Raw genomic sequence first — 14,168 nt, 5'->3', positions numbered from 1 at the left:
TTCACTTCCTCGGATCGAAGGCATCGCGAGCGGACTCGCCGATGAACACCAACAAACTCAGCATCAGGGCCAGCACGGCGAACGCGCTGATGCCCAGCCACGGCGCTTGGAGGTTGGATTTGCCTTGGGCCACCAACTCGCCCAGAGACGGTGCGCCCGGCGGCAGGCCGAAGCCGAGGAAATCCAGGGCGGTGAGGGTGCCGATGGCGCCAGTGAGAATGAACGGCATGAACGTCATGGTCGAGACCATGGCGTTGGGCAGGATGTGGCGGAACATGATCGCGCCGTTCTGCATGCCCAGCGCCCGCGCCGCGCGCACGTATTCCAGGTTGCGCCCGCGCAGGAACTCGGCGCGGACCACGTCCACCAGGCTCATCCAGGAAAACAGCAGCATGATGCCCAGCAACCACCAGAAGTTGGGCTGGACGAAACTGGCCAGGATGATCAGCAGATACAGCACCGGCAACCCGGACCAGATTTCCAGGAAGCGTTGGCCGGCCAGGTCCACCCAGCCGCCATAGAAGCCCTGCAGGGCGCCGGCGCTCACGCCGATGATCGAGCTGAGCACGGTCAGCGTCAGGGCAAACAGTACCGAGATGCGGAAGCCATAGATGACCCGGGCCAGGACATCGCGCCCCTGGTCGTCAGTGCCCAGCCAGTTCACGGAAGAGGGCGGCGCCGGGGCCGGGACCTTCAGGTCGTAGTTGATGCTCTGGTAGCTGAACGGAATCGGTGCCCACAGCACCCAGGCGTCCTTGGCCGCCAGCAGTTCGCGGATATAGGGGCTCTTGTAGTTGGCTTCCAGGGGGAACTCGCCGCCGAACGTGGTTTCCGGGTAGCGCTTGAGGGCCGGGAAGTACCAGCCGTCGTCGTAATGCACCACCAGCGGCTTGTCGTTGGCGACCAACTCGGCGCCCAGGCTCAGTCCGAACAGGATCAGGAACAGCCACAGCGACCACCATCCGCGTTTGTTGGCCTTGAACAGTTCGAAGCGGCGGCGATTGAGAGGGGACAGGTTCATCTCAACGCTCCCGGCTTTCGAAGTCGATGCGCGGATCGACAAAGGTGTAGGTCAAATCGCCGATCAGCTTCACCACCAGTCCCAGCAAGGTGAAGATGAACAGCGTGCCGAATACCACCGGGTAGTCGCGGTTGATGGCCGCTTCGAAACTCATCAGGCCCAGGCCGTCGAGGGAAAAAATTACTTCCACCAGCAGGGAACCGGTAAAGAAGATCCCGATGAATGCCGAAGGGAAACCGGCGATCACCAGCAGCATGGCGTTGCGGAATACGTGGCCGTAGAGCACCCGATGGCGGGTCAGGCCTTTGGCCTTGGCGGTGACCACGTATTGCTTGTTGATTTCGTCGAGGAAGCTGTTCTTGGTCAGCAGGGTCATGGTGGCGAAGTTACCGATTACCAGGGCGGTCACGGGCAAGGCCAGGTGCCAGAAGTAATCGAGGATCTTGCCGCCCATGCTCAATTCGTCGAAGTTGTTGGAGGTCAGCCCGCGTAGCGGGAACCAGTCGAAATAACTGCCGCCGGCAAACACCACGATCAGCAGGATGGCGAACAGGAAGGACGGGATCGCGTAGCCAACGATGATTGCCGAACTGGTCCAAACGTCGAAATGGCTGCCGTGCCGCGTGGCCTTGGCGATCCCCAGTGGGATCGATACCAGGTACATGATCAGCGTGCTCCACAACCCGAGGGAGATGGACACCGGCATCTTCTCCTTGATCAGGTCGATGACCTTGGCATCGCGGAAGAAACTGTCACCGAAGTCCAGGTGGGCGTAGTTCTTGATCATGATCCACAGGCGTTCGGGGGCCGACTTGTCGAAGCCGTACATGTGCTCGATTTCCTTGATCAGTGCCGGGTCCAGGCCCTGGGCGCCGCGGTAGGAGGAGCCGGCCACCGCCACTTCGGCACCGCCACCGGCAATGCGGCTGGTGGCGCCTTCGAAGCCCTCGAGCTTGGCGATCATCTGTTCCACTGGCCCGCCGGGCGCGGCCTGGATGATGACGAAGTTGATCAGCAGAATGCCGAACAGGGTCGGGATGATCAGCAGCAGGCGCCGAAAAATATAAGCCAGCATTGCGTTACTCCACGCTCGCAGGGGCGGCGATTTGCTGCTCGATGACCTGCTTTTCTACTTCATCGGCCGGTTTGACCTCCGGCTTGACCCACCAGGTGGTGGTGCCGATGTCATAGGTCGGCGTGATTTTCGGGTGGCCGATATGGTTCCAGTAGGCCACGCGCCAGGTCTTGATGTGCCAGTTCGGGATCACGTAGTAGCCCCATTGCAAAACCCGATCCAGCGCACGGGCGTGGGTCACCAGGCTCTGGCGCGAGTCGGCGTTGATCAGTTGCTCCACCAACTGGTCCACTGCTGGGTCCTTAAGGCCTATGGTATTGCGGCTGCCGGGATTATCGGCGGCGGCGGACATCCAGAACTCGCGCTGTTCGCTACCCGGTGAACTGGATTGCGGGAAGCTGCTCACCACCAGGTCGAAGTCCCGGGAGCGCACGCGATTGATGTACTGGGACACGTCCACGCGGCGGATTACCAGCTCTATGCCCAGGTCGCTCAGGTTACGCTTGAACGGCAGTAACACCCGTTCGAACTCGGTCTGGGCTAGCAGGAACTCCAGCACCACCGGGTTGCCTTGGGCATCGACCATTTTGTCGTCGACGATGCGCCAGCCCGCTTCTTGCAACAGTTGGTAAGCCTTGCGCTGCTGGTTGCGGATCATGCCGCTGCCGTCACACACCGAAGGCTGGAACGCCTCGGTGAAGACCTGCTCGGGAATCTTGCCGCGCAGGGGCTCGAGAATCTTCAACTCGTCTGCGCCGGGCAGTCCGGTGGCGGCCATTTCGGAATTCTCGAAATAGCTGCGAGTGCGGGTGTAGGCGCCGTTGAACAGTTGCCTGTTGGTCCATTCGAAGTCCAGCAGCAGGCTCAGGGCCTTGCGCACCCGTACGTCCTGGAAGATCGGCCGGCGCAGGTTGTAGATAAAACCCTGCATGCCGGTTGGGTTGCCGTGGGGGATCTGTTCCTTGATCAGCCGGCCTTCGCTCACGGCCGGGATGTTGTAGGCGTTGGCCCAGTTCTTGGCGGTCATTTCTAACCAGAAATCGAACTGCCCGGCTTTCAAGGCCTCGACCGCGACGGTGTTGTCGCGGTAGTAGTCGGTAACCAGTACGTCGAAATTGTAGAAGCCGCGATTGACCGGTAGGTTCTTGCCCCAGTAGTCCTTCACCCGCTCATAGCGGATCGAGCGTCCGGCTTTCACTTTTGCGACCTGGTAGGGGCCGCTGCCCAGGGGGATCTCCAGGTTGCCCTTGCTGAAGTCGCGCTCGGCCCACCAGTGTTTCGGCAACACCGGCAGTTGGCCGAGGATCAACGGCAATTCGCGATTATTGGAGTGCTTGAACTTGAACAGAACCTTGAGCGGGTCTTCGGCGATGACGTCGGCGACGTCGTTGTAATAGCCGCGAAACATCGGCGCGCCGTCCTTGGTCAGGGTCTGGAAGCTGAAGACCACGTCCTCTGCGTGTACCGGGTGGCCGTCGTTGAAACGGGCTTCGGGGCGCAGGTAGAAGCGCACCCAGGCATTGTCCGGGGCTTTCTCGATTTTCTCGGCGATCAGGCCATATTCGGTGAACGGTTCGTCCAGGCCATGCTTGGTCAGGGTGTCGTAGATCAGGCGGATGTCATGGGCCGGCACCCCTTTGCTGATGAACGGGTTGAGGCTGTCGAAGCCCCCAAAACCGCCTTCGCGGAAGATCCCGCCTTTGGGCGCGTGCGGGTTGACGTAGTCGAAATGCTTGAAGTTCGCCGGGTATTTGGGCGGTTCGTTGTACAAGGTCAAGGCGTGCTGTGGCGCGGCGCAGGCCAACCCGGCGAATAACAGGCTGCTGGCCTGCAGGAGCAGGGCACGTAGAGGCTTCATTGATCTTTCTCCGAAGATTTCAGCCACCATGCGCTCAGGCCCAGGGTATAGGGCGGCGTGGTGACGAAGGCGAACCGGTTGCGGTACGCCAGGCGATGATAATTGAGATACCAGTTGGGGATGCAGTAATGCTGCCACAGCAGCACGCGATCCAAGGCTTTGCCAGCGGCGACCTGTTCGTCGCGGGTCTGGGCGGCGAGCAGTTTTTCCAGCAGGTGGTCGACGATAGGGTTGGTGATCCCGGCGTAGTTCTTGCTGCCCTTGACCCCGGCCTGGCTGGAATGGAAGTACTGCCATTGCTCAAGGCCCGGGCTGAGGGTCTGGCCCAAGGTCAGCAGGATCATGTCGAAATCGAACTGGTCCAGGCGCTGCTTGTACTGGGCCCGGTCCACCGTGCGCAACCGGGCCTGGATGCCGATGCTGGCGAGGTTTTCGACGTAGGGCTGCAGGATGCGCTCCAGGTTCGGGTTCACCAGCAGGATTTCGAAACTCAGGGGCTGGCGGTCGGCATTGAGCAGGCGCTGACCGTTATGGCTCCAGCCGGCCTCCTTCAAGAGACCCAGGGCCTTGCGCAAGGTTTCCCGGGGGATGCCGCGACCGTCGGTCTTGGGCAAGCTGAAGGGGTTAGTGAGCAGTTTGGGCGGCAGTTGTTCCCGGTACGGCTTGAGCAGCAGCCATTCATGGCCCACCGGCAGGCCGATGGCGGAGAATTCGCTGTTGGGGTAGTAACTGAGGGTGCGCTTGTAGGCGCCGCTGAACAGGGTGCGGTTGGTCCACTCGAAATCGAACATCAGCCCCAGGGCTTCACGTACCTTGACCTCGGCAAACGTGCTGCGCCGGGTGTTCATGAACAGGCCTTGGGTCTGGGTCGGAATCTGGTGGGGGATTTGCGCCTTGATGACATCGCCCCGGTTGACCGCCGGGAATTGATAGCCGTTGGCCCAGTTCTTGGCTTGGTGTTCGATGTAGATATCGAACTCGCCAGCCTTGAAGGCTTCGAAGGCGACTTCGCTGTCACGGTAGAACTCCACGTCCATGCGGTCGTAGTTGTACTTGCCTAGATTGACCGGCAGATCCTTGCCCCAGTAATCCTTGACCCGTTCGAACACTAGCTGGCGGCCTGGTTGTACTTTGGTAATGCGATACGGCCCGCTGCCCAGGGGCGGCTCGAAGGTCGTCGCCTTGAAATCGCGGTCTTTCCAGTAATGCTGGGGCAACACCGGCAGTTCACCCAGGCGCAAAATCAGCAGCGGATTGCCCGCGCGCTTGAAGACAAAGCGGATTTTCAGCGGGTTGAGGATGTCGACTCGCAGCACTTCCTGCAGGTTGGTGCGGTATTGCGGGTGGCCGTCCTTGAGCAGCGTCCTGTAGGAGAACGCCACGTCATAGGCGGTGATGGGCACGCCATCGTGAAACCGCGCTTCGGGTCGCAGGTTGAACACGACCCAGCTACGGTCTTCGCTGTATTCCACCGACCGGGCGATCAGGCCGTAGCTCGATGTCGGCTCATCACCGGACGGTGCGTACTGACCAGTGCCGACCATCAGTGGTTCGTTCAGCTCATTGATGCCGTACTGCAGGAAATTGGGCGTGGAAACCGGGCTGCTGCCCTTGAGCGTGTAGGGATTGAGCGTATCGAAGGTGCCGAATGCCATGACTCGCAAGACACCGCCCTTGGGCGCTTGCGGGTTGACCCAGTCGAAGTGGGTGAATCTGGCCGGGTACTTGAGCGTGCCAAACTGCGCATAGCCATGGCTTTCGCTGATGGTTGCGCTGGCGGGAGAGCTCAAGGCCAGGCTGATCAGGAGCAAGAGGAGGGGACGTATCAAGTCTGAGATCCGATCCAGGCGGCTTGGGCTTTTATGGCCTGTACAGTAACAGCTTGTATCGGCAGGAAAAAGGCGGGGTTGTAGGAGCTGTCGAGCGCAGCGAGGCTGCGATCTTTCCCCAGACACTTAAATATCAAGCGAAAGATCAAAAGATCGCAGGCTTCGCCAGCTCCTACAACAACCCAGTCCCTAGTTACAGGTGCCCCGGTGTCAATGCGGGGAATAGACCGTCAGCATCTGCCCAGGCTTGAGAGCCTTGCCCATCCGCGGGTTCCAGCGCTTGAGGTGCTGCATTTCCACGTTGAAGCGCTTGGCGACGACGTACAACGAATCACCTCGCTTGACCTTGTATTGGGTCTGCTTCTTCTGGTTCTTGCTGTTGGCGGCCACCACCGTTCTGATGCGCTTGCTGGTGGCCTTGCTGCCCTTGGCGTCTCGCATCACCAGGGTCTGGCCGATCTTGAGCTTGCTACCGCTCAGTTTGTTCCAGCGCTGCAGGTCTTTGATCTGGACGTTGTTGGCCTTGGCGATCTGGCCGAGGTTGTCGCCGCGCTTGACGCGATAGGTGCGCCTTGCACCTGCCACGTTGCTGTCGTTGGCCGATTCAAAAACCGCCTTGAGCGAGCGCTGGCTGATCAGTTCTTCCGGGCGCATGGTCGACAGGCTGGCGGTCAGCAACTGGGCCTTGGCCGTTGGCACCAGCAGGTGCTGGGGGCCGTCGATGGTGGTGCGCTGCTTGAACGCCGGGTTGAGCTGGAACAGCTCGTCTTCGTCGATATCGGCCACCGCCGCGACCTTGGACAGGTCCATACGCTGGTTGATCTCGACGACCTGGAAATAGGGCTCATTGGCGATCGGGTTGAGGTTCACGCCATAGGCATCGGGCGAGAGCACCACCTGGGACAGCGCCAGCAACTTCGGCACATAGGCCTGGGTCTCGCTGGGCAGCGGCAGGTTCCAGTAGTCGGTGGGCAGGCCAAGCTTCTCGTTGCGCTCGATGGCGCGGCTGACCGTACCTTCGCCGGCGTTATAGGCTGCCAGCGCCAGTAACCAGTCGCCGTTGAACATGTCGTGCAGGCGCGTGAGGTAATCCAAGGCCGCCGTGGTGGAGGCGGTGATGTCGCGACGCCCGTCATAGAAGCGGGTCTGGCGCAGGTTGAAGTAACGCCCCGTGGACGGGATGAATTGCCACAGCCCCATTGCCTTGGCCCGGGAATAGGCCATGGGGTTGTAGGCACTCTCGATCACCGGCAGCAGCGCCAGTTCCAGCGGCATGTTGCGCTCGTCGAGGCGTTCGACGATGTAATGGATGTACAGGCTACCGCGCTCGCCGGCGTTCTCCAGGAAGGAGGGGTTGCTGGCGAACCACAGGCGCTGTTGCTCGATACGCGGGTTGACGCCGGCCGTTTCCTGCAGTTGGAAGCCCTGGCGCATGCGCTCCCAAACGTCCTGAGGTACTTGAGGGCTGGGTTTCTCAGTGAGCCTTACCGGCTTCTGTTTGGCGCGAGCGGCGACATTCGGTGTGTGCGCCGCGTCGGTCTGCGGCAGTTGGCTCGTGCTCTGGCAGCCCGCCAATGTGGCGGACACAGCCACCGCAATGGCTTGAGCCAGGCGAGTCAAAGTGTCTGACTGGACGGACTTACGTATAGATGACGACATTGGCTGGAAGTAAGTTCCGGGCAAAAATGTCGGGCGATTCTAGGAAGCGCACCCCAACAGGTCAACCTTTCAGAATTTTTGTATCAATCGGTAGCTGTCTTAGAACGTATCTTTCCACGCTCTCAAGGCCGCAAAAACCTCACTCGGCGTCTGGTTCCGCTGGCCGTTCCGTTCGTCTGCTTTTTGTTTAACGGATGTTTCAGTCGTGCGCAGGAACGGATTGGTGAGTTTTTCCAGGGCCAGGGTCGAGGGCAGTGTCATGATGCCTTCGCTGCGTTGCCGGCTGACTTTTTCCAGGCGGGCAGCGACGTCCGGATTGCCGGGCTCCACGGCGGCCGCGAACGTCAGGTTGCTGAGGGTGTATTCATGAGTGCAATAGATCAGCGTATCTTCAGGCAGGGCGGCGAGGCGACTGAGCGAATGGTGCATTTGCGCAGGCGTGCCCTCGAAGAGCCGGCCGCAACCGGCGGCGAACAGGGTGTCGCCACAGAACAACAGGCCATGGTGGTAGTAGGCGATGTGCCCCAGGGTATGGCCAGGCACGGCATAGACATCGAAGTCCCAGCCGAGCACGCTGACCTTGTCGTTGTCATGCAGGGCCTTGTCCCGCGCCGGGATGTTTTCGCTGGCCGGGCCGTAAACGGTGGCGTTCGTCGCATTCTTCAGCGCCTGGACGCCGCCGACGTGGTCATGGTGATGGTGGGTGATCAGGATGTCGCTCAGGACCCAGTCCGGATGCTCCTTGAGCCAGGCCTGCACCGGCGCGGCGTCACCCGGGTCGACCACGGCGCAGCGCTGGGAGGAGTGATCCTGTAACAACCAGATGTAGTTATCGGTGAATGCGGGCAGGGCACTGATCTGTATCATCGCGGAATTCGCCAAGCGGAAAACAAAGGCGCATCTTAGAACTTCCTGGCGCGTTGGAGAATGCAATGACCGATGAAGCGTTCGCTCAGGCTGATCCTGACTGGCTGGCGTTGATCAGCGCGGCCCGTGAATGGCTGTCCGGCCCTGTCGGGCAATTTTTGCTGGAAGAAGAACGACACATGCTCGAAGACGAGTTGGGCCGGTTCTTCGGCGGCTATCTGGTGCACTACGGGCCTTCGGCGCAAACACCGCCGTCGGCACCGCAAGTCCAGCGCAACGTGCGCCTGGGGGCGCCGTTGCCCGGGGTGGAAATCGTCTGCGAGGAGCAGGCTTGGCCGTTGAGCGAACATGCCGCCGATGTGGTGGTCATGCAGCACGGCCTGGATTTCTGCCTGTCGCCCCACGGTTTGCTGCGTGAAGCCGCCAGCAGCGTGCGCCCCGGCGGGCACCTGTTGATCATCGGCATCAACCCCTGGAGCGCTTGGGGCTTGCGTCATGTGTTTGCCCACGACGCTTTGCGCCAGGCCCGTTGCATCTCCGCGTCGAGGGTTGGCGACTGGCTGAACCTGCTGGGCTTCGCGCTGGAGAAACGCCGCTTCGGGTGCTATCGTCCGCCGCTTGCGTCACCCAAGTGGCAGACGCGCCTGGCCGGCTGGGAGCGCAAGGCCGGTGACTGGCAGCTGTCCGGCGGCGGTTTCTACCTGTTGGTGGCACGCAAGATCGCGGTCGGGCTGCGCCCGGTGCGCCAGGCACGACGCGAGCCGATGGGCAAGCTGATTCCTTTGCCAATGGCCAAGGTCAATCGTCGCCACGTCGAGCCGTAATCTTTTTCGATGGTTCTTGCCGGCATTGGGCCGCGGGTGTTGTCGGGCCCGATCGGCGGGCCTTTGCATATTTTTCTGGATAGATTGGCATGAGCGATAGCGTAGAACTCTTCACTGATGGCGCCTGCAAGGGCAACCCCGGTCCAGGCGGCTGGGGCGCGTTGCTGGTGTGTAAGGGCGTGGAGAAGGAACTCTGGGGCGGCGAAGCCAATACCACCAACAATCGTATGGAACTGATGGGCGCCATCCGTGGCCTGGAAGAGCTCAAGCGGTCCTGCGATGTGCTATTGGTGACCGACTCGCAGTACGTCATGAAAGGCATCAACGAGTGGATGGCGAACTGGAAGAAACGCGGCTGGAAGACGGCGGCGAAGGAACCGGTGAAAAACGCCGACCTCTGGAAGTTACTGGATGAGCAGGTCAACCGCCACAACGTCACCTGGAAATGGGTGCGCGGCCACATTGGCCACCACGGCAACGAACGGGCCGACCAGTTGGCCAACCGTGGGGTCGATGAGGTGCGGGGCTACAAGCAGGCCTGATTCAGCCGGATGTACCTCCTGTGACGAGGCGCTTGTGTGGGAGCAAAGTTTGCTCGCGACACAGGCCCCCGGTTTTCCTGAAAGACCGCATGATCTTCATCGCGAGCAAGCTTTGCTCCCACAACGTTTGCTTTCGCTCATCACTGGCTTCCACAAGCCTGGCTCCCAGGTAAATCCCCTTGCGACAGGAGCGTGTTACCATCCGCGCTTTTGCAAGACTGCCCGCTGAGAGCTGAACACTGATGGCCAACAGATCTGTAGTACTGGATACCGAAACCACCGGCATGCCGGTGACCGATGGTCACCGGATTATTGAAATCGGTTGTGTCGAGCTGATCGGCCGGCGCCTGACCGGTCGCCATTTCCATGTTTACCTGCAACCGGACCGCGAAAGTGACGAGGGCGCCATCGGCGTGCACGGCATCACCAACGAATTTCTGGTGGGCAAGCCGCGTTTCGCCGAAGTGGCCGATGAGTTCTTCGAATTCATCCACGGCGCGCAGTTGATCATCCACAACGCGGCGTTCGACGTCGGGTTCATCAACAACGAATTCGCCCTGATGGGCCAGCACGACCGGGCTGACATTACCCAGCACTGCACCATCCTCGATACCCTGATGATGGCCCGGGAACGCCATCCTGGGCAGCGCAACAGCCTCGACGCCTTGTGCAAGCGATACGGCGTCGACAACTCCGGCCGTGAACTGCACGGCGCCTTGCTCGACTCCGAGATCCTGGCCGATGTCTACCTGACCATGACGGGCGGTCAGACCAGCTTGTCCCTGGCCGGTAACGCCTCGGACGGCAACGGTACGGGTGAAGGCTCTGGCAACCAGGCCACACAAATCCGACGCTTGCCTGCTGACCGCCAGTCATCGCGGATCATCCGCGCCAGCGAAAGCGACCTGGCTGAGCATGCCGCGCGTCTGGAAGCTATCGCCAAGTCTGCGGGCGCTCCGGCATTGTGGACGCAGTTGACCGAGTCGCAGGCCGCCTCGCACTGATGAGCCCTGGAAAGGGCCCTGTAGGAGCTGTCGAGCGAAGCGAGGCTGCGATCTTTTGATCTTTCACTTGAGAGACTCAATGGTCAGGGAAAAGATCGCAGCCTTCGGCAGCTCCTACAGAGGGCAGCGGGAGCAACCTCTGGCCACAATGATTCAGACAATCCTTGAGTGCGCCGCTGCATTCATCGCTCATTTCTCGCCACAATCGCCACGACCTTCTAACCTGAGGTAACGGGCAGGCTATGGATCCCGCTTGATGTGTGAAGATTTGAAAGACAAGGGCAATGGATGGCACCACGCTGTTGGTTGCCTCAAGGAATGAGGACCTTCCCCAGTATGCAACCGGTCATGAATCCTAAGCACCCCGGGTTGTCGGTGCGCATCGTCGATGACGGCTTTGCCGTCTATATCTGGGGCAGTGACTTCAGCTTCGAAGTCAGCGACTACGTGACGGCGCAGATCGGCCAGCCCGTCAGCCAGTGGCCGGTGACCCCTATTGTTCCCTATCGCAAGTGCTATGGCATCGATCCCGAGGAGTTCAGCAGTTTTCGTGATGCTCCGGACAGCGAGATCTTCATGGCCTATCTAGACGACCAGCCCGTGGGGCATCTGGTGGTCAGTACCAACTGGAACGGCTACGCCCACATCGACGAGTTGGCGGTGCACGCCCCGGCCCGTCGCCACGGGGTGGCCAAGGCGTTGCTCGATGTCGCCCAGTTCTGGAGCCGCAAGAAAAAACTGCCGGGCATCGTGCTCGAGACCCAGAACAACAATCTGGGTGCGTGCCGGCTCTATGAGCGCTGCGGTTACGTGCTCGGCGGTATCGATCACCTGCGCTATCGCGGCATTGACCGGCATACCGCTGAAGTGGCGTTGTTCTGGTACCGGCTGTTCGACGATCCGCTGGGCATGTCGATCAGTGGCTCAGCAACGCCTCGGCTTGTTCCGTAACCCGTTCCAGCAGCGATTGGACGGCGGGTGAGGGCTGCGTGCCGTTCAGGCTCAGGGCATAGAGACCAATCGCAATGGCGGGCGATACCGGGCAGGCGTCCAGGCCACTGCCCTTGGCACCCGAGGCAGTGAACGGGTCGACGATGGCAAGGCCTTCGCCGGCCTCGACCATGGCGCGCATCATCTGGTGGGTCTGGACGCGGATCTGGATCATCGGCGCCGGACGCAGCGCCGCCAGTTTATGCTCGAACGCTGGGCTCAGTGGGTCATGGCCATCCAGGCCTACCAACGGCTGGCCCGCCAGGTCCTGGAGCGAAATGTATTTCTGCCGTGGTTGCAGCCAGCCGTGGGGTGCCAGCAATTGCAGTTTGCCCTGAGCGATCATCTGACAATGGATGTCGGGGTGTTCGGGGTCGTGCAAGCTCAGACCCAGGTCGCTTTCACGCAACAGCAGGCTGTGGACGATGTCGCGGGTCGGTTGGCTGAGCAGGGTGCAAGGCGCATCCGGATGGCGGCGACGCAAGGCGGCGATGCTCTGGGGCAACAACTGCTGGGCCAGCGGCGGGGTGCAGATAATGCGCAAGGGCGGTGCCTGATAGTGTTTCAGGCTGCTGGCCAGGCGCTGCACCGGTTCGAGGGTGTCGTACACTCGCGTGATACCGTCGCGCAGCTCAAGGGTTTCCCGGGTGGCCTGCAAGCGCCCGCGCACGCTGGCAAACAGCATGAAGCCCAGCTGCTCCTCGGCATCGCGCAGGATTGCCTCGACCTCCGCCATCGGCAGTTGCAGCCATTCGGCCGCCGTGCCGAGGTGACCGGTCTGCAGCAGCGCCTGGATCACTTCGATGTGGCGTAAACGCATGCAAGGAGTCCATGTTCGGCGGGTGAGCCATTGAGTGGCTGAATCCTAACCCAAGTCCGGGCACGACTTCTGCTCATAACTGCCGGTTATGAAGCTATTTGCGTTTCAGTGGGCGTTTGCACTTGCGGTGGCGTTTCCGGTTCGCGCGTCAATTCGATTTGAGATTGCACCAGAATAAATTTGTCGTCGTCGAGTTTGTTGACTCGATCACCGATAGCCAACTTATAGGTGGTGACAGGCTCCTTGCCGTTCCCGTCAGGCGATGGGGTCGATTCCTGAAACTCATGCACCGAATAGACGCGACCTTCGGCGTCCCGCGCATGAAATTGTCCGACAAGTACTGCTGCCATTGCTTAGAACCTCTGGAAATAAATCACTCGATTTGCGGTTCTGTAGACCCCGGTCAAGCGCGGTAAGTTTTCCTACATGAAAAAAATAGTCCAGCCGACAGGTTTTTGTCGCTCCACTGGTCCAATTGTCCCCCCGATCATCTATAACTACAGGTTCCTTTGAGCCGACAGTCGAGAAGCCTCTCATGAGTAATGTCTACACAGTGGCCGTTTTGGTGGGCAGCCTGCGCAAGGCATCGATCAACCGCAAGGTCGCGCTGGCACTGGCTGACCTGGCACCAGCGAACCTCAAGCTGAGCATCGTCGAGATCGGCGAGTTGCCACTTTATAACGAAGACATTGATGTAGCGCCGCCAGCAGCCTACACCACATTTCGCCAGCAGGTGGGCGCGGCCGACGCCTTGTTGTTCGTCACGCCTGAGTACAACCGCTCGGTACCGGCGCCATTGAAAAATGCCATCGACGTCGGCTCGCGTCCCTACGGTCAGAGTTGCCTGAGTGGCAAGCCGGGCGCGGTGATCAGTGCTTCGCCAGGCGCCATGGGGGGGTTCGGGGCCAACCATCATTTGCGCCAGTCGCTGGTATTCCTTGATGTTCCCTGCATGCAACAGCCAGAAGCCTACCTGAGCGGTGCCGGGGCGGCGATTGACGAGGCGGGCAACCTGTCGGCGTCGGTACGGCCCCTCCTGCAGACGTTTATCGATGCCTACGGCAAGTGGGTTGAGCAACACAAGAAGGTTTGATGCCCCTCTGGAACTTCAAGCCAAGCACCTTTGTGGCGAAGTGATCTTCTATGGGAGCAAGGCTTGCTCCCGCACTGGGATAAATCCCTCGTCACAGGTGCATCTACGTCTACATCCGTATAGATCATTCAATCCCCGCTTTACTGGATATTCGAATTTCCATATATTCGCCCTTCGCTCATCCAGGCCTTCCTTCGCCATGTCTGATTCCCACAACCCTGTCGATGTCTTCAAGGCGCTGGCCGATGACACCCGTACGCGCATTGCGCTGCTGGTGGCCCGTGAAGGCGAGTTGTGTGTCTGTGAACTCACCGCTGCGCTGGGCCTGAGCCAGCCGAAAATCTCCCGGCACCTGGCGCAACTGCGTAATACCGGCCTGCTCAGCGACCGGCGTCAGGGGCAATGGGTTTACTACCGTCTGCATCCGCAGTTGCCGGCTTGGGTCAGCACTTTGCTGGAGCAAGCGTTGGCGGCCAATACGGGGTGGCTGATGGCGGATGTCGAGCGTTTGGGTGCCATGGCTGATCGTCCGGTGGCGCGTTGCTGCTGATTGGCCTTTTTCAATCCTCCTTCCAAGGCTGTCGCG

General features: G+C 60.6%; 14 protein-coding genes. 6 read left to right on the top strand and 8 right to left on the bottom strand.

Annotated features, from left to right (window positions below; genetic code table 11):
• Position 1: 1 nt before the first annotated feature.
• The 6 genes from AACY31_RS20440 to gloB all read right to left on the bottom strand — a co-directional run bounded on the left by AACY31_RS20440 (position 2) and on the right by gloB (position 8,309).
• On the bottom strand, positions 2-1,021 hold the full coding sequence (locus AACY31_RS20440; RefSeq protein ID WP_339478848.1) for an ABC transporter permease: 1,020 nt from the start codon (positions 1,019-1,021) through the stop codon (positions 2-4).
• Between the two features lies 1 nt (position 1,022).
• Entirely contained in the window at positions 1,023-2,096 is a 1,074-nt protein-coding gene (locus AACY31_RS20435; protein ID WP_339492161.1) for a microcin C ABC transporter permease YejB, read from the bottom strand.
• Positions 2,097-2,100: 4 nt separating this feature from the next.
• A complete protein-coding gene (locus AACY31_RS20430; protein ID WP_339478853.1) occupies positions 2,101-3,954 on the bottom strand; it encodes an extracellular solute-binding protein in 1,854 nt (617 codons plus the stop codon).
• Complete coding sequence (locus tag AACY31_RS20425; protein ID WP_445261571.1) at positions 3,951-5,783, bottom strand: extracellular solute-binding protein; 1,833 nt, start codon at positions 5,781-5,783, stop codon at positions 3,951-3,953. The genes AACY31_RS20430 and AACY31_RS20425 overlap by 4 nt, the downstream gene beginning before the upstream one ends.
• 210 nt (positions 5,784-5,993) lie before the next feature.
• Positions 5,994-7,442 carry a transglycosylase SLT domain-containing protein gene (locus tag AACY31_RS20420; protein WP_339478854.1) on the bottom strand — a complete coding sequence of 483 codons (1,449 nt, stop codon included), beginning with the start codon at positions 7,440-7,442 and terminating at the stop codon, positions 5,994-5,996.
• 99 nt (positions 7,443-7,541) lie between these two features.
• Complete coding sequence (gene gloB, locus AACY31_RS20415; protein WP_339492163.1) at positions 7,542-8,309, bottom strand: hydroxyacylglutathione hydrolase; 768 nt, start codon at positions 8,307-8,309, stop codon at positions 7,542-7,544.
• 65 nt (positions 8,310-8,374) lie between these two features.
• On the opposite strand from gloB, the gene AACY31_RS20410 reads away from it, so the two are divergent.
• The 4 genes from AACY31_RS20410 to AACY31_RS20395 all read left to right on the top strand — a co-directional run bounded on the left by AACY31_RS20410 (position 8,375) and on the right by AACY31_RS20395 (position 11,630).
• Complete coding sequence (locus AACY31_RS20410; RefSeq protein WP_339492164.1) at positions 8,375-9,133, top strand: class I SAM-dependent methyltransferase; 759 nt, start codon at positions 8,375-8,377, stop codon at positions 9,131-9,133.
• A gap of 89 nt (positions 9,134-9,222) precedes the next feature.
• Positions 9,223-9,675, top strand: a complete 453-nt coding sequence (rnhA, locus tag AACY31_RS20405) for a ribonuclease HI (protein ID WP_003180633.1) — start codon at positions 9,223-9,225, stop codon at positions 9,673-9,675.
• 242 nt (positions 9,676-9,917) lie between these two features.
• Positions 9,918-10,679 (top strand): DNA polymerase III subunit epsilon, encoded by a 762-nt coding sequence (dnaQ, locus tag AACY31_RS20400; protein ID WP_339478862.1) that lies wholly within the window; start codon positions 9,918-9,920, stop codon positions 10,677-10,679.
• A gap of 336 nt (positions 10,680-11,015) precedes the next feature.
• The gene (locus tag AACY31_RS20395; protein ID WP_339478863.1) at positions 11,016-11,630 is read left to right on the top strand and encodes a GNAT family N-acetyltransferase; all 615 of its coding nucleotides are present in this window, start codon (positions 11,016-11,018) and stop codon (positions 11,628-11,630) included.
• On the opposite strand, the gene AACY31_RS20390 is transcribed toward AACY31_RS20395, so the two are convergent.
• A complete protein-coding gene (locus AACY31_RS20390; RefSeq protein WP_339478864.1) occupies positions 11,596-12,489 on the bottom strand; it encodes a LysR family transcriptional regulator in 894 nt (297 codons plus the stop codon). The two genes, AACY31_RS20395 and AACY31_RS20390, sit on opposite strands and share 35 nt — an antisense overlap.
• An 86-nt stretch (positions 12,490-12,575) precedes the next feature.
• The gene (locus AACY31_RS20385) at positions 12,576-12,839 is read right to left on the bottom strand and encodes a hypothetical protein (protein ID WP_339478865.1); all 264 of its coding nucleotides are present in this window, start codon (positions 12,837-12,839) and stop codon (positions 12,576-12,578) included.
• A 185-nt stretch (positions 12,840-13,024) separates the two neighbouring features.
• On the opposite strand from AACY31_RS20385, the gene AACY31_RS20380 reads away from it, so the two are divergent.
• Complete coding sequence (locus AACY31_RS20380; protein WP_339478866.1) at positions 13,025-13,582, top strand: NADPH-dependent FMN reductase; 558 nt, start codon at positions 13,025-13,027, stop codon at positions 13,580-13,582.
• Between the two features lie 199 nt (positions 13,583-13,781).
• Positions 13,782-14,132, top strand: coding sequence for a metalloregulator ArsR/SmtB family transcription factor (locus AACY31_RS20375; protein ID WP_339478867.1), 351 nt, complete (start codon positions 13,782-13,784; stop codon positions 14,130-14,132).
• Positions 14,133-14,168 lie beyond the last annotated feature (36 nt).

The sequence above is a fragment of the Pseudomonas sp. RL_105y_Pfl2_101 genome (genome assembly GCF_963970585.1).
Lineage (GTDB): Bacteria > Pseudomonadota > Gammaproteobacteria > Pseudomonadales > Pseudomonadaceae > Aquipseudomonas.
The sequence above is the reverse complement of the archived record's forward strand: the minus strand, read 5'-3'. Positions and strand labels throughout refer to the sequence as shown.

Bases quoted from the DNA above. Each gene is read 5' to 3' on its own strand.
- AACY31_RS20440 (WP_339478848.1), bottom strand. From the start codon at position 1,021: ATGAACCTGTCCCCTCTCAATCGCCGCCGCTTCGAACTGTTCAAGGCC.
- AACY31_RS20435 (WP_339492161.1), bottom strand. From the start codon at position 2,096: ATGCTGGCTTATATTTTTCGGCGCCTGCTGCTGATCATCCCGACCCTG.
- AACY31_RS20430 (WP_339478853.1), bottom strand. From the start codon at position 3,954: ATGAAGCCTCTACGTGCCCTGCTCCTGCAGGCCAGCAGCCTGTTATTC.
- AACY31_RS20420 (WP_339478854.1), bottom strand. From the start codon at position 7,442: ATGTCGTCATCTATACGTAAGTCCGTCCAGTCAGACACTTTGACTCGC.
- gloB (WP_339492163.1), bottom strand. From the start codon at position 8,309: ATGATACAGATCAGTGCCCTGCCCGCATTCACCGATAACTACATCTGG.
- AACY31_RS20410 (WP_339492164.1), top strand. From the start codon at position 8,375: ATGACCGATGAAGCGTTCGCTCAGGCTGATCCTGACTGGCTGGCGTTG.
- rnhA (WP_003180633.1), top strand. From the start codon at position 9,223: ATGAGCGATAGCGTAGAACTCTTCACTGATGGCGCCTGCAAGGGCAAC.
- dnaQ (WP_339478862.1), top strand. From the start codon at position 9,918: ATGGCCAACAGATCTGTAGTACTGGATACCGAAACCACCGGCATGCCG.
- AACY31_RS20395 (WP_339478863.1), top strand. From the start codon at position 11,016: ATGCAACCGGTCATGAATCCTAAGCACCCCGGGTTGTCGGTGCGCATC.
- AACY31_RS20390 (WP_339478864.1), bottom strand. From the start codon at position 12,489: ATGCGTTTACGCCACATCGAAGTGATCCAGGCGCTGCTGCAGACCGGT.
- AACY31_RS20385 (WP_339478865.1), bottom strand. From the start codon at position 12,839: ATGGCAGCAGTACTTGTCGGACAATTTCATGCGCGGGACGCCGAAGGT.
- AACY31_RS20380 (WP_339478866.1), top strand. From the start codon at position 13,025: ATGAGTAATGTCTACACAGTGGCCGTTTTGGTGGGCAGCCTGCGCAAG.
- AACY31_RS20375 (WP_339478867.1), top strand. From the start codon at position 13,782: ATGTCTGATTCCCACAACCCTGTCGATGTCTTCAAGGCGCTGGCCGAT.